Here is a 14,231-nt window from a genome sequence, read left to right on the forward strand (position 1 = left end):
CGATGCGCACCCTCAATCTCGCGGCGGCCCTGGCCGTCCTCGCCGCGCCGGCCGCCGCGGAGGACACGACGTGGATGCTGCCCCCGGCCGGCCTGTACTGCCCGGTCGGGGCGGACGTCCTCCCCATCAGCATCCGCGAAGGCGGGCGCATGGGCATCGACGCGCTCGACTGCGCGGCCGTGAGGCTGGAGGGCGGCCGGGTGTGGTCGACGGCCTGCTACGCCAACGGGGGATCCACGGTGTCCTACGACACCGACTTTGAGGTCACGCCCTCCGGCGCACTGATGCATGACGGCGTCCGATTCCAGCGCCGCGTCGGGCCTGCCCCCTGCCCGGCGGGCTAGCCCCTCCCGGCCCGGGGCGCGGCCATGACAGCCTAGAGCGGGCTCTGATCTCGGCTGGATCCCGCTTGGGCTTGACCGGCTCGTCGAGGCGGTCGCCGACCAGGCGCACGATGTCCTCGGCGCGCTTCCGGGCGATCCAGCGGAGGTGCGCGACGTCGCCGGGGCTGACCTGCGCCTCGCCGGATTTCCACCGCCGCACGGTCCGCCCGTCCCCATGGCCGAGATCTCGCACGACGTCTGTCGTCCAGCGCGACCCGTAGAGCAGCTCGGCGATCGCGGAGAGCTTCTGGAGTGGCGTCAGGTCGGCTGGCGCGCCATTGCCGCCGGTGCCGGCCAGCGCGACGGCGAGGGGCGCGCCCTCGGCCTCGGCGCGGCCCTTGGCGATGCGGCGATCCCGCTCGGCGGCACGCCTGGTGGCGCCATCGGCGGGCCGGTCATTGGCACTGAAAGCCCTTTGAGTTTCATTTCCGTACGCTGCGATTTTGGGGGCGGGATCCGACCCGCCCCCGCGACGGTTCAGGCCTTCCTCGGGCCGTTGAGGGGCAGCTTGCCCTGCGCCAACAGGTTCTCGATCACCCGCTGCCCCTTGGCGGTGATCATGACCTGCCTCGCCTCGACGACCCTCACGCCGTTGTCGACAATATCGGTGTCGTGCTCGACGTAGCCAAGCTTCAGGCCTCGGTACCCTCCGACCCAGGGGCCCTTCCGCACCTTCATCTCGCGGGAGGTGCGCTGGAAGATCCAATCCCAGCGGTCGAGCATTGCGAACAGGCGCCGCTGAGGGACCCCGATGTCCTTGGCGTAGAGGCTGATCAGCTTCGGTTCCTTCGCCGCCGAGAGGATATCGTACGCGACCGCCCTGGGCTGCAGAACCTCGACGCGCTGGCGGTTCTCGGCGAGCTCAGCCGCCGTCGCCTCGGCGCGGTGCGTGACGACGGTCAGCGCGCGCGCCGTCTGCAGCCACGCGGGGCCGGACGTGACAACGCCCGCCCCGGCGGACCGGAACGGGCGTGTCGGATGTGCAGCATCCGCCTCGCTGAAGGCATGCCGATTCTAGCGCACGCCCTAGGCAGCCACAAGCGCCAGACGATGCCGGGCACTGCCCCAACCGCCGGATGCCTCAAGGTAGAGCTCGACCTCCCGGGCGCGGTCGGCAGTGGCGTCTAGGGGTGCCATCGGAGCCCGCTGGACAGCCGCAGGGCGACCCTGGGACGGACGGCGCCGATCAGTGCGGGGCACCGACCGGGCAGGCTTGGCCGCGGTCCTGGCGAGGTCCTCGAAGGCCGTGGCGGCGAGGGCGGCGTCGGCGGGAGAGACGGCGGCCGGATCAGTCAGCAGGGTGGTCTCGACGTGGTTGACGCCCCGGCCCCAGACGCCCTCGACCTGGAGCCATTCCCACGTTCCGGAGGCGGTCTGGACCGTGGCGTAAACCCTCGTGAACCGGTTGACCCGGACGGCGCCGGGGCGCGGCAGGGCAGGGTCCGAGGCGGAGCGGGCGTCTCGCGAGGCAGAGCCCACAATATAGCGTGACGCAAACCCGACAGGCTCTGCCTCGACGGATCCCAGGTCTGGGGCGTCAGCCAGGTCCTCGGATACCGTCTGCGCGTATCGAGAGGCGACGTCGGCGACGGCGGCGACGGCGGCGACGGCGGCAGCGCGGGCCGCCTGGAGCGTCTCGACGTCGATCGCGCCATCCAGCCCGTACTCGTCCGCGGCGATGCGCATGGCCGCCAGGACCGCGTCCTTGCCAATCTCCTGGTCGGCGCAGATCTCGGCGAGGCTCATGCCGTCGGTGCGCTGTCCAAGGGCGTACAGGCCGATCCAGAGCCGGCGGTCGGCGGAATCGGACGCGCTCTCGATCCCGAGGCGGCGACGGCGGGCCTGCTGACGCTCGGCCGGGGTCAGGGCCTTGCCGCCGCCGGGGAACAGGGAGCGGAGGCCGAAAGCCTCGGCCTGCTCTACCTGGATGTCCAGGAGGTCAACGATCGTCTCGGCCTTGTGGTTGTAGAGGGCGCTCTGCTCGACGCCCTTGTGCTCGTCGGTCTCACCAGCCTCGTGGCGGCGCTGGCGCCTGTCGAGGGACCCGAGGGCGGAGCGCGCCTCCTTCTCGGACAGTCCGGCCAAGGGCGCGAGCTCGGAGGCCCAGTCCTCGCGCGTGCCGCCCCGGACGTGGGCGGTGGCGTTGGCGGTCAGGAACAGCCAGAGCTCGCGCCGTCCCTTGGGCGGGCCACCCATGCCGTCGCGCCACGCGTGCAGGTCGCGCAAGATCCGGACCCACCGACCCGCGGGGCCGGCATGGCGGCGAGGCTTGGCCACGGTCGGGTTGTCGTCGGCGGCGGAATTCGCCTCGGTGCGGGCCAGCCGGCGGTCCTGGAGGGCGCGGCGCGCGGTCGGCAGGATCGCGTCGGCCAGCGCATGGAAGGTGTGGCGCGTGGCGTCCGCAAATGCGGCGGGGTGGATCAGCCGCGCCACGGCGCCGGTCTCGGCGTGGACCGCGCCGACGAGGCGCAGGACGCGGGCGCCGTCCCGGCATTTACGGTCCAGGCCGGCGTCGCGGAACAGGCGCCACACCGGGAGCATGCGGGTCTCGAACGCCTGCATCTCCGCCTCGGCCTGCGGGTCGGCGTGCGCGCGCCGCTTGGCCTTGGGCGTGCCGTTCGTGGCCAAGTCCGGCCCGTGCAGGGCATCGTAGACCGCGCGCACGCGCTCCCATGCGGACGCCTTGGCGCCGTCGCATGCGTACTGAGCCTGGAGGTTGCGGCCCGAGGCGACCCAGATCGAGGGCAGCGGGAGTCCGGCGGCGTCCATCGCCTCGACGAGGACGTCGCGCACGGCCTCGGGCGCCCAGCCGTCGAAGGGCAGCCCAGGCTTGTTGTAGTCGTAGTCGAGGCCGAGGTTGCCCACCGACTTCAGGCATTCGCCGGAGCGTCGGCGACCCCAGAACCGGTTGAGGCTGACGTACTGGGCATCGACCAGCGCGGGGCTCGTCAGAAGCTCGGCCAGATCGACGGTCGCGCCCACGAAGTTTTCGTCGCCGTCGGCATCGATCACCTTGCGGCCGATCCAGCCGCGGCCGACGGACCCCTTGGAGTGCAGCCACGCGAAATGCTCGGCGCTCTGATACGCACGGGTTGCCTGGCACGGGATGGACGGGAGGGGTGAGGCGGGCATCGACAGCGAGGTTCTCTTGTCCGTGGGGCTGCACTCCCACCGACGCGACGAAGCCTAGCCGCTTCGCTGGAAAGCTCCAAACGGGGCAACATGCGGCAGAGTGCGCAGGCCGCCCCGCCGAGGTGAGGGCCCGTCAGCCCCCGGGACGTCCAACCCCGATCGGGGGCGCCGCATGCCGATCGGGCTGTCCTGCACGCGAATCGGTGGACGTGCGCGCAGGTCGCGCCTCCTGATCGAGGCGGATGTCCTGACGGCGTGGCGGTCGACGTCACTCACCGTTCCGCAATGCCGAGGCGGCGACAAGGGTGGCTGCCATCATGATGCCGCCATGCAAGCCGGCGCGGAAGTCGAACGGCGTGCCAAGCGCGTCGGTGACGTGGTGGCGGCTCGGCCCGTCTCAACTCAAGCCGCACAATCGACTTCGCCGGATACTTTCATGGCCGCTGCGAGGCATGCCTCGACGGCTTGCCGAAGCGAGGACACGTAGACGTCGGCTCCGACTTGGCGACCAATGGAGGCGTCGGTCAACACCTTCTCGCCTTCCGGCCATAGACCGACCAGCAGCTGCACGGCGGGCGCCTTCTTCCGGATGCGTTCGAGGAGGTAGCGCAGGTGCGCCGGGTTGCCGGTGATGTCGAGGTAGGAGACGCAGACCATCGCTACGCCCATGAGATCGAGGTCGCGGATGCGCTCTCGCGAGACCTCGCCGTGCGGGACGACCCGGGCGCCGAGGCCGTGCTTGCGGAGCAACTGCGCCAGCATTGCCGAGGAGGCTTCGTCCAGGGGACCGCGGCCGGCCACGCACAGCACCGGGGCATCGCCGCTCCACGCTGCGGGAAGCGCGTCGCGGGATGGGGCCTGCCCAGGCACGGCCTCGTTCTTCGGGTGGGCGCGCTCGGCCAGGGTTGGCGTCGCGTTCGGGTTGACAGCCTTGTCGTCGCCCGCCGGCTCGACGTCCTCGTGATCCTCGAAGTCCTCGACCAGGGACCGGGCCGAAGCGCGGATGTTCTCCAGCTGGGCCGGGGTGACGACGCCACGGGCGTAGTCGTTGGCCGCGAGCTGCAATCCCTTGAGCGCCACCTCGTCGTAGTACGACGACAGGGAGCGCTCCTTCAGCATGGTCTCGCCGAGGTCGCGGGCCTCGTCCGGGTCGCCCGCCAGCATGCGTTGATAGAAGTTCTCGACCGGGGTCAGGGGCGGCCGGTCGCCCAGCATGATGTCCAGGAACTCCAGGCTGTCGACGTGGCGGCCGAGCACGACCAGGCAGACCGTGAACGGGGTCGCCAGGATCAGTCCGATGGGACCCCACAGGAAGCCCCAGAACAGGGTCGAGACGATGACCGCGAAAGGCGAGAGGCCGGTCGAGTGTCCGTAGAGCAGGGGCTCGACCACCTGACCGAACAGGGGCTCGGCCACGAGGAACAGCGCGGCCGCGGCGATGACCATCGACCAACCTGGATCGACGGCGGCGGCCAGCGCCACCGGGAAGATCCCGGAGATGAAGGCGCCGATGTAAGGGACGAACCGCATCAGGGCCGAGAACACGCCCCACAAGAGGGGATTGGGCACCCCTATGAGCCAGAGGCCGACGCCGACGATGACCCCGAAGGTGGCGTTCATTCCGAGCTGGGCCAGGAAGTAAGTACCGAGCCGGCTTGCGGCGTCGTCCATTGCGACCGTGGTGCGATGGAGATCGCTCGACCCGAACAGGCGGATCATTCGGTTGCGCAGGTCCTCGCGCTGCAGGAGCAGGAACACGACCACGACGAGCACGATGCCGACCGTGGTCAGCGGCTCGAAGATCGGGCCCAGCACCTTCTCGGCCAAGGCCAGGGGCGAGACCTCGGGCTCCTGGACGCGCACGAGCTGCGCCTTCGGGGTATCGCCGGCCGGTCCGGTCGCCGCGGACGTGCCAGCGGCGTCTGTCTTCTGCGTGGCGTCGTGGACTTGGTGGCTGAACTTCTGGATGACCCTATTGGCCTCGCCCAGCCAGCCCTGCTGCAGCCCGGCGAACTTCTTCTGCACGGTGGCCTGGTACTGCGGCAGGTTGCCGGCGAGACCTGCGACCTGCGTTCCGATGATCGCGCCGAAGCCTCCGATGACGGCCAGCGCCAGGAGGACGGCGACGATGACGGAGGGGACCCGTCCGAGCCTGATCCGCCGCAGGAGGTTGACGACCGGTCCCAGCACGAAGCTCAGCGGGACGGCCAGGACGAGGGGGATGAACACCTCGCGGCCGAAGTAAAGGGCGGCCACCAGCACGACGCCGACCGCGAGGGTGAGCAGCCCGCGCACGCCGGGTACGAGCGGGGGCGGCACCTGGGCGGGCGGACGGGGAACGGTGGCTTCGTCGGTCGGCATGCGGCGTGATCTCCTCGACGCTGCGCCGACGCACGCGGCACGCTGGCTTCAACGCTCCCGCCGACGTTTCGCCCCATGTCCCATGTCCCGCGCCCAGCCCGGCTTCAGCTGCCGTCGCGACCTTCGTGCGCATGCCAGCGTTGTCCGTCCAGGCAGCGGAGGCTCTCGATGGCGGAGATGGATGGGCGGATGCAGCAGGTGGTGGCCGGCCTGAGCGAGGGCGTGATCCTGGTCGAGCCGGACCAGACTATTTCCTACGCCAACGAGGCCGCGCTCGCGATGCACGGCGTGGCGGCACTCGGCGATCTCGGCGAGACCGTGGCCGAGTACCGACGCAACTTCGTCCTGGACTATCGCGGCCATCCCGAGGTCGGCCCGCTCCAGCACCCGATCGAACGCCTCCTGGCCGGCGAGACGTTTCGCGATACGGTCGTCGCGGTTCATCATTTCCGTTATCCCAATCGCCGGTGGATGCACCGTATTCGCTCCCTGGTCACTGCGGACGGCGATGGGCAACTCACCGGTCTCGCGCTGGTGATGCAGGACGTGAGCGAGCGCTACGAGGCCGAGGACCGCTTCGAGGACATGTTCCGCGCAAACCCGGCACCGGCGTTGGTCTGCCGCCTGGCGGATCTGCGCTACGTCAAGGTCAACCAGGGCTTCCTCGACCTGACAGGCTACGCCCGCAAGGAGGTGCTCGGCCGGACGTTCTGCGAGATCGACCTGCTGACAGGAGCCGAGAGTCGGGCCGTGGCGGTCGAGGACCTGCACGCCGGTCGCACCATCCCGCAGATGGAGGCATGCCTGAACGTGCCCGCGGACAGCGAGAAGTACGTGATCGTCGCCGGTCACCCGATCCGGATGCCGGGTGGTGAGCGATGCATGCTGTTCACCTTCGCCGACCTGGAGGACCGCCGCAAAGCCGAGATGGAGTTGAAGCTCAGCGAGGAGCGCTTCGCCAAGGCCTTCCAGCTCAGTCCGGTCCCGACGGCGCTGCTGAGCCTGGACGGCGTGGTGTCCTCGAACGTCAACGAGGCCTTCGCCACGATGTTCGGGGGGACCAACAGCCTTGAGGAGGGAGCAAAGGTCGAGAGCGACATCGCGCTCCCCAAACTTTGGGAGGACGAGGCTGAGCAGGCCCGTTTCAAGCGCATGCTACGACGAGCGGGACAGGTACGGGGCTTCGAGGCACGTCTGCGGACCCGCGAGGGTGAGGTCCTCGATTGCCTGGTCTCGGCCGAGCCGGTGCGCATCAACGGCGAGGCCTTCGTCCTGTGCGCAATCCAGGACATCACGGCCCGCAAGCGCACGGAGACGGAGCTGATCGCGGCCATCGAGACGGTGATGGCGGATGCCTCCTGGTTCAGCCACGGCGTCATCGAGAAGCTGGCGCTGATGCGCAATCCGCCTCCGCCCGGCAATCCGCCGGCCCTCGTCGAAAAGCTCACAAGGCGTGAGCACGACTTGCTGGAGGGCATCTGCAAGGGCGCTGCGGACCCGGAGATCGCGGTCGAGCTCGGGCTGTCCGTGAGCACGGTGCGCAACCACCTCGCCAGCCTCTACCGCAAGATCGGGGTCAACCGGCGCAGCGCCGTGGTCGTCTGGGCCAGGGAGCGCGGCATTGGGGGAAATCCGTCGAACATCCCCGACAAGGCCAGGAAACTGGGTCGAAAACACTAAGTGAATTGATGCATAATATTAATATGTAAATCTGCGGAACATTGCGTAATTCGACCCGCTTATGGGTGCAATAACCCTGCTCAATCTGAGCATCTCAGCAATGGTCGCGAGATCAATACGGGGTATCGGCGATGGGCAAGGGCCGCAAGGTTCTGTCGGATGACCATGCCCGCGCCCTGATCAAACAGGCCATCGGCATCGTTTCCGGCGACGCCAAGGTCGAAGCCGAAGCTACCGCCGAGATCACGGCCATCGAGGCGGTGCACGTCAGGGCAACGCGAAGACCGAAACGCTCACGGCCCCTGCCTCCTTGAGGCAGTGGCTCAACGACAATGTGCCCGCTCGATCCAGTCCAAGCGGCGCCGTGCATCGACGCGCGCGAGCGGTGTCACGCGACCAACAGGAACCATGACCATGTCCCTCCTCGCCTGGATCGTCCTCGGCCTGATCGCCGGCTTCATCGGTAGCAAGATCGTCAACAACACTGGCCAGGGGCTCGTCGTCGACATTCTGCTCGGCGTGGTCGGTGCCGTCGTCGGCGGCTTCCTGTTCAACCAGTTCGGCCAGCCCGGGGTGTCCGGCGTGAACCTCTACAGCCTGCTCGTCGCCGTCGTCGGCGCCGTGGTCGTGCTGTGGCTCTACCACGCCCTCATGGGCCGCCGCCGGGTCGTCTGACCCGCCGCGCCCTTTCAGCTTTCCGAACCAACAACCCAGGAGAACCACCATGGCCACCGTCAACGAGCCCACGCCCGTATCCCCCGGACGCCCGATACCGGATCGCACCGTCGTCGACCGCGACCTGCCGCAGACCACCATGGTCACGCCGGCCGAGGACATGCGCACGATGATGCTGCACTCCGTCTCCTGGGGCGCGGTCCTCGCTGGAGCCACGGTCGCCCTGATCTCCCAGGTCATCCTGAACATGCTGGGGCTCGGCATCGGCCTCTCGACGGTCGATCCGATGGGTGACGGCACCCCGGCGGCGAGTTCGCTCGGCATCGGTGCCGGCCTCTGGTTCGTCGTCTCCGGCGTGCTCGCGGCCGTCGCCGGTGGCTACTTCGCCGGACGCCTGTCCGGTAAGCCCTCGACCTCGACGGCCGGCTATCACGGTCTCCTCGCCTGGGCGGTCTCGACCCTCGTGGTGCTCTACATGCTGTCGTCGGCCGCCAGCGGCATCGTCAGCGGCGCCATGGGCACCGCCTCCTCGGCCATCGGCGGGGTCGGCAACGCGATGGGCGGTTCCGTCTCGACCCTGGCGCAGGCCGCCGCCCCGTCGCTGACCAAGGTCACCGACCCGTTCTCGAACATCGAGTCCAATGTCCGCAACGGCACCGGATCCGATCCGGCCGCCCTAAAGGATACCGCGGTGACCGCCATGCGTGCCGCCGTCTCGGGCGACGGCGCACAGCAGGCCGCCGCCCAGGAGAAGGCCGCCGTGGCCCTTTCCAAGGCGCAGAACATCCCGGTCGAGCAGGCCCGGACCCAGGTCGCGCAGTACACCCAGCAGTTCAAGGAGACCGTCGCCTCGGCCAAGGAGCAGTCCAAGCAGATCGCCGACGCCACCGCGCGCCGCGTGTCCCAGGGCGCGCTGTTCGGGGCCCTCGCGCTGATCTTCGGGGCGCTCGCCTCCTTCTTCGCCGGCCGCGGTTCGGCCGTCGATCCGACCGTCACCCGCACCGCCCCGAACACCCTGACCCCGCGCCGGGCATGAGCGTCGGCGACACCGCCGCGACCGAGCCCCATGGGCCCGGGGCGCCCTCAGGCACCGCGGCGGAGGTCGCCGTCGGCGAGGAGGCGGTCCTTCCGCTGATCGAGGAGACCGCGCGCATCGAGAAGCGTGCGGTCGAGACCGGACGGGTCCGTGTCAGCACGCGAACCGACACCCTCGACCAGGTCCTGCGCGAGACCCTGCGCAGCGACATGGTCGGGGTGACCCGGGTGCCCGTCAACCGGACCCTCGCCGAGGGCGAGGCACCCCCGGTGGTCAGGACGGAGGCCGGGGTGACCATCATCCCGGTGCTGGAAGAGATCCTCGTCGTCGAGAAGCGCCTTGTCCTGAAGGAGGAGGTGCACATCCGCCGGATCACGGCGGGCGAGGACGTCGAGATGCCGGTGACGCTGCGCAGGCAGCACGCCGTGATCGAACGCGTGTCCCCCGAGGGGCACGTCACGGAACAGGCCGCCACGCACCCGTCACAGGAGCCGACATCATGACCCAGACCATCACCGCCATGTACGACACCCATCCCGAGGCGGTCGCCGCCCAGGGCAAGCTCGTCGCCCTCGGCATTCCCGCCGGCGCGATCAAGCTGATTTCCGGCACCCAGGCCGGCACGACCGGAACCACGACCAAGGCCGACGAAGGCATGTGGGGCTCGATCAAGGACTTCTTCATGCCGGAGGAAGACCGGCACGCCTACGGCGAGGGCCTTCATCGCGGCGGCACGATGCTGAGCGCCGAGGTCGACGACGCGCACGTCCACGCCGCCTCCGATATCCTGGAGGAGCACGGCTCGGTCGATCTCGACGAGCGCGAGGCCACCTGGCGCAAGGAAGGCTGGGACGGTCGTGCGACCGGTTCCACCAGCATGACCGCGCCGGTTGCCGCCGCAGCGCTCGGTGAGGGTGCGATGTCTTCCGACCACGCCGCCACGACCCGTGACAGCGGCCTGCACGCCGCCGGATCGTCCGAGGCCGTCGCCGCCCACGGTACCGCCACCGGGACCGATTACATCCCCGTGGTCGAGGAGCGCCTCAACGTCGGCAAGCGCATGGTCGACGCCGGCCGGGTCCGGGTTCGGTCCTACGCCGTCGAGAAGGACGTCAGCGAGAACGTCACCCTCCACGACGAGACCGTGAGCGTCGACCGTCGCGTCGTCGACCGCGCCGTCACCCCGGGGGACATGGCGCTGTTCGAGGACAAGGTCATCGAGGCGACCGAGATGCGCGAGCAGGCGGTGGTGTCGAAGGACGCCCGCGTCGTTGGTGAGGTCGGCATCCGCAAGGATGCCGCACAGCGGGTGGAGACCGTGACCGACAAGGTCCGCCACACCGAGGTCGAGGTCGAGGACGGTCGCGGGACCGTCAGCCGTACCGGCACCACCACGGAAACCACCCCGCGCAAGCCGCTCTGAGGCGATCACGTCCGGGACCGGTTCGAGCCGGTCCCGGCTCCGTACGATTCCATGTCCACCTTTCGCGAAAGCCCCGTCGCCGTGATCAAGCTTCGCCACCTCGTCGCATTTGCGGTCCTCGCGTCGTCATGCGTCCCGCTCGGCGCGCAGGCACGGGAGGAGACCGGCTCCAGGGCATCGCTGAAGCCGTTCTGCTCGGCCGACTACGTCCGTCTCTGCGACGGCCTCGACCTGAACGGACCCGAGGTCGTCGCCTGCTTCCGCAGGAACGCCCGGGAGGTCTCGCCCGGGTGCCGGGCTGCCATCGCGGAGCATGCCGAGACAACATCCGAACGGTCGGCCGCCTCGCGATAGCAGTTGGCCACCTCTTTCGCCCGCCACCGATCCCATCCCGAAGGAAACACCATGAAGATCCTCACCACCCTGACCGCCGCGATGGCGATGACGCTCCTTGGCGCCGGCGTCGCCTCGGCCAAGCCATGTGCGGTCGGAACCACCACGAACAGCACCGGCCAGAAGGGCTCGGCCGATGTTTCCTCGAAGGTCGATGGCGGCACGACCGCGAAGGTCTCGCCGGGCGCCAAGGCCGAATCCCCCGGCACGGTCGGCGCGATGAACAACGTCGGTTCGAACGCGACACCCGCCGCCAACGAGGCCAAGCCGCCCGAGGGCAAGGTGGTCAAGCCCGGCGACGACGATTGCTGATCGGTGCGAAGCTTACATTGAAACCGAACGGAGACATCCCATGAGTGACGGCTTTCCCTCGATGACGGCGCTGCTCGGCCTGTTGGCCGTGGCGGGCTTCCAGAACCGGGACAAGATCCAGGAGATGCTCGGCGGAGCCGGCCACGGTGGTCCCGCGACCGCAGGACAGGGCGGCGCCGCGGGACAGGGTGGTCTCGGCGGCCTCCTCGGTAATCTCGGAGGCGCCCTCGGGGGTGCCGGTGCCGGTGGCCTGCTCAGCGGCGGCCTCGGACAGCTCGTCGACTGCTTCCGCGAGAACGGCCACGGCGAGGCGGCCGACTCCTGGGTGAACCACGGGCCGAACGCCGAGATGAAGCCCGATCACCTGAGGTCGGCCATCGGCCCCGACGTCCTCGATACGCTGTCGCGGCAGACCGGCCTTTCGCACGACGACCTTCTGTCCAGGCTCTCGCGAGAGCTGCCCTCCGCGGTGGACCGCTACACCCCCGACGGCAGGCTGCCGTCCTCCGTCGCGGGCATGCCGGGCTGAGGAACCACCCGGTCGATCCCGTAGGTATCGAAGTCGCGGAACCGACCGGCCACCACGTTCGCATCGGGGCACGTAAATCCCCGTCACGGGAGGGCCAGATGTCCGGAAGCGCACACGCCAAGGCCGCCGAACGCCATGCGGCAGCGGCCAAGTCACACCGGAAGGCCGCTCGGCACCTCGACGACGGCAACGAGGAGAAGGCCGCCAAGCACGCCGCGAAGGCCGATGACCGGGCGAAGGAGGCAAACCAGAGCTCGATCAAGGCGCGACCCAAGAAGGCCCCCTCGAAGAAGTAATCAAACTCATGGTGTCGGCTCGAAGCGCGCTTGCCGCGGGCCGGCTCAACCTCGAACCGAACGGAGATAGATCATGGACGAGAACCGCATCACCGGCGCCGCCAAGGAACTCGGCGGCAAGGTCCAAGGTGCCGTCGGCGACGTCACCGGCGACCGCGGGACCCAGGCCAAGGGTACGGCCAACGAGGTCAAGGGCGCCGCCGAGAACCTCGTCGGCCAGGCCAAGGACGCCGTGCGCGACGTTGCCGGACAGGCAGGCGACCTCGCCGACAAGGCGATCAACAGGGGCCGGGATGCATTTCCCGAGGCCGAGCGTGCCTACCGCCAGGGTGGCGATGCCGTCGCGCAGTATGCCAAGGAGTCCCCGCTGACGATGGCGGCCATGGCCGGAGCCATCGGATACCTGCTCGCCATGGTGATCCACGGCCGTCGCTGAATGGTCGCCGTCCGGGGCCAGGCTTACGATGGGCGTGGTCCCCGACCGGGGACGAGACGATGGGGACCCTTCGATGCCCCCCTGCGAACGCTGATCCACGATGGGTCGAACGACGACCTCTGGTACCTATGCCGCGGTGACGACCCAACCGACGTGTACGTCTTCCACGAGCCGAACGGGCCATCCGGCGGCAGGCCGTCCCGGATCGAGCTCGCGGCCTTCCTCGCGGCGGCGAACGGATCCCCCGAGCACCGCGCCCTCCTCGGAATGATCGGTTCCCTTGTGGGGACTGATCGTGCCGATCTCGCATTGGGCACTCCCACCCCCGAGCCGGGGGCCGCCGGTGCCGAACCGACCCCTGGCGAGGCTGCCTCGTCGATCTGATCCGTTCCCTCCAGCGCCCGCGAGACCGTCATGGCCATCGACTATCGTTCCGAACTCCGCAGGCCCCTCCCGTTCAGCCTCGCCGTCGTGGCGGCGGTCCTCCTGGTCTGGCTCGTCGTCGCCTCCATCGCCGGTGGGCGGCAGAGGACGGCGCGGGACCACCGCATTCAGGAGCTGGAGACGCGGCAGGTTACGCTGCAATCGGACCTCGATCAGCAAAGGGCGGCCGCGGGCACCCTCGACGGGCTCAAGGCGAGGATCGCATCGGCCCAGCAGCAGGAGCAGGACATCACCCAGGCCGGCGAACAGGCCAAGGCGAGAGCCGCGGGCTTGGCGACGGAACAGCAGGCGGCCGAGCGCAAGGCCGGCGAGGCCAAGTCCACCGCCGAGGCCGAGGCCGCCAAGCTCACCGGGCTGCAGGCTCAGGTCAGCCAGGCGGAGCAGAGGCTCGCGCCGATGAAGGAGGCCACCACGGCCGCCGAGCAGGCCGCGACCGCACGGACCAAGGAGCTGGCCGACGTCGGGCGCCGGCTGGAGGAGACGCGACAGCAGGAGGCGAAGCTTCGGGCCGACATCGCCGCCATGTCCCAGGAGGCGACCGCCAAGACCGCCGACCTCGCCAAGGCCGAGGAGAGCCAGCAGAAGGCACGCGACGGCTCGGCCGCCGCGCAGAAGGATCTCGCCGAGGCTCGCACCGCCACCGAGCAGGTGACGGGACACAAGGCAGAACTGGAGCAGGCCATCGCCGGCCTGACCGCCAACCGCGAAAAGCTGACGAGCGACGTCTCCCAGGCTAGCCAACAGGTACAGCAGGCCAAGGACGGGTTGGCGGCCACCCGGAAGGACCTGGCGACGGCGCAGTCCGAGAGGGACCGGGTCATCTCCGAGCGTGGCCAGGCCGAGCAGGCGCTCCAGAAGCTGACCGCCGACCGCGAGGGTGCGACCTCGGCGTTGGAGGCGCTGCAGAAGCGGCAGGCCGACGCCCAGGCTCAGTTGGCGACCCTCACCGAGACGCTGGCTAACCGAAACAAGGAGATGGCCGCCCTTGAGGACCGCCTCGGGACGACGCGGCAGGAGCTCGCAGCAGCCCAGGCCAAGCTCGCCGAGGCACGTCAGCAGCTCTCGGACCAACCGCCGGCCATGACGGTGCATCCCAACCCGGCCCAGAAATAGGCGCCGACCGCCTTGCCG

Annotated in this window: 16 protein-coding genes; 13 read left to right on the forward strand and 3 right to left on the reverse strand. The window is 69.5% G+C overall.

Going from position 1 to position 14,231, the window contains the following annotated elements:
• Nucleotides 1–2: 2 nt before the first annotated feature.
• Complete coding sequence (locus MKK84_RS16010) at nucleotides 3–344, forward strand: hypothetical protein (RefSeq protein WP_243921301.1); 342 nt, start codon at nucleotides 3–5, stop codon at nucleotides 342–344.
• Between the two features lie 516 nt (nucleotides 345–860).
• On the opposite strand, the gene MKK84_RS35935 is transcribed toward MKK84_RS16010, so the two are convergent.
• The 3 genes from MKK84_RS35935 to MKK84_RS16025 form a co-directional block, all read right to left on the reverse strand.
• Nucleotides 861–1,304 (reverse strand): phage antirepressor KilAC domain-containing protein, encoded by a 444-nt coding sequence (locus MKK84_RS35935; protein ID WP_409566510.1) that lies wholly within the window; start codon nucleotides 1,302–1,304, stop codon nucleotides 861–863.
• Nucleotides 1,305–1,409: 105 nt separating this feature from the next.
• Nucleotides 1,410–3,515 carry a hypothetical protein gene (locus MKK84_RS16020; RefSeq protein ID WP_243921304.1) on the reverse strand — a complete coding sequence of 702 codons (2,106 nt, stop codon included), beginning with the start codon at nucleotides 3,513–3,515 and terminating at the stop codon, nucleotides 1,410–1,412.
• A 402-nt stretch (nucleotides 3,516–3,917) separates the two neighbouring features.
• The gene (locus tag MKK84_RS16025; RefSeq protein WP_243921306.1) at nucleotides 3,918–5,876 is read right to left on the reverse strand and encodes an AI-2E family transporter; all 1,959 of its coding nucleotides are present in this window, start codon (nucleotides 5,874–5,876) and stop codon (nucleotides 3,918–3,920) included.
• Nucleotides 5,877–6,044: 168 nt separating this feature from the next.
• On the opposite strand from MKK84_RS16025, the gene MKK84_RS16030 reads away from it, so the two are divergent.
• The 12 genes from MKK84_RS16030 to MKK84_RS16085 all read left to right on the forward strand — a co-directional run bounded on the left by MKK84_RS16030 (nucleotide 6,045) and on the right by MKK84_RS16085 (nucleotide 14,213).
• Entirely contained in the window at nucleotides 6,045–7,556 is a 1,512-nt protein-coding gene (locus tag MKK84_RS16030) for a PAS domain S-box protein (RefSeq protein WP_243921307.1), read from the forward strand.
• 131 nt (nucleotides 7,557–7,687) lie between these two features.
• Nucleotides 7,688–7,870, forward strand: coding sequence for a hypothetical protein (locus MKK84_RS16035; protein ID WP_243921309.1), 183 nt, complete (start codon nucleotides 7,688–7,690; stop codon nucleotides 7,868–7,870).
• A 100-nt stretch (nucleotides 7,871–7,970) separates the two neighbouring features.
• On the forward strand, nucleotides 7,971–8,231 hold the full coding sequence (locus tag MKK84_RS16040; protein WP_243921381.1) for a GlsB/YeaQ/YmgE family stress response membrane protein: 261 nt from the start codon (nucleotides 7,971–7,973) through the stop codon (nucleotides 8,229–8,231).
• A 49-nt stretch (nucleotides 8,232–8,280) separates the two neighbouring features.
• Nucleotides 8,281–9,267 carry a PhnA-like protein gene (locus tag MKK84_RS16045; RefSeq protein WP_243921311.1) on the forward strand — a complete coding sequence of 329 codons (987 nt, stop codon included), beginning with the start codon at nucleotides 8,281–8,283 and terminating at the stop codon, nucleotides 9,265–9,267.
• Nucleotides 9,264–9,770, forward strand: a complete 507-nt coding sequence (locus MKK84_RS16050; RefSeq protein ID WP_243921313.1) for a YsnF/AvaK domain-containing protein — start codon at nucleotides 9,264–9,266, stop codon at nucleotides 9,768–9,770. Before MKK84_RS16045 ends, MKK84_RS16050 begins: the two co-directional genes overlap by 4 nt.
• Nucleotides 9,767–10,690, forward strand: a complete 924-nt coding sequence (locus tag MKK84_RS16055; RefSeq protein ID WP_243921315.1) for a YsnF/AvaK domain-containing protein — start codon at nucleotides 9,767–9,769, stop codon at nucleotides 10,688–10,690. Before MKK84_RS16050 ends, MKK84_RS16055 begins: the two co-directional genes overlap by 4 nt.
• A 51-nt stretch (nucleotides 10,691–10,741) precedes the next feature.
• Nucleotides 10,742–11,044 carry a hypothetical protein gene (locus MKK84_RS16060; RefSeq protein ID WP_243921317.1) on the forward strand — a complete coding sequence of 101 codons (303 nt, stop codon included), beginning with the start codon at nucleotides 10,742–10,744 and terminating at the stop codon, nucleotides 11,042–11,044.
• Between the two features lie 51 nt (nucleotides 11,045–11,095).
• Nucleotides 11,096–11,395 (forward strand): hypothetical protein, encoded by a 300-nt coding sequence (locus MKK84_RS16065; RefSeq protein ID WP_243921319.1) that lies wholly within the window; start codon nucleotides 11,096–11,098, stop codon nucleotides 11,393–11,395.
• 40 nt (nucleotides 11,396–11,435) lie between these two features.
• Nucleotides 11,436–11,924, forward strand: coding sequence for a YidB family protein (locus MKK84_RS16070; protein ID WP_243921321.1), 489 nt, complete (start codon nucleotides 11,436–11,438; stop codon nucleotides 11,922–11,924).
• Nucleotides 11,925–12,022: 98 nt separating this feature from the next.
• Entirely contained in the window at nucleotides 12,023–12,220 is a 198-nt protein-coding gene (locus MKK84_RS16075; protein WP_243921323.1) for a hypothetical protein, read from the forward strand.
• Nucleotides 12,221–12,293: 73 nt separating this feature from the next.
• On the forward strand, nucleotides 12,294–12,656 hold the full coding sequence (locus tag MKK84_RS16080; RefSeq protein WP_243921325.1) for a CsbD family protein: 363 nt from the start codon (nucleotides 12,294–12,296) through the stop codon (nucleotides 12,654–12,656).
• A gap of 414 nt (nucleotides 12,657–13,070) precedes the next feature.
• The gene (locus tag MKK84_RS16085; RefSeq protein ID WP_243921326.1) at nucleotides 13,071–14,213 is read left to right on the forward strand and encodes a chromosome partitioning protein ParA; all 1,143 of its coding nucleotides are present in this window, start codon (nucleotides 13,071–13,073) and stop codon (nucleotides 14,211–14,213) included.
• The last annotated feature ends 18 nt before the right edge of the window (nucleotides 14,214–14,231 follow it).

This window comes from Methylobacterium sp. E-065 (genome assembly GCF_022829605.1).
In the GTDB taxonomy this organism is placed as follows: Bacteria; Pseudomonadota; Alphaproteobacteria; order Rhizobiales; family Beijerinckiaceae; genus Methylobacterium.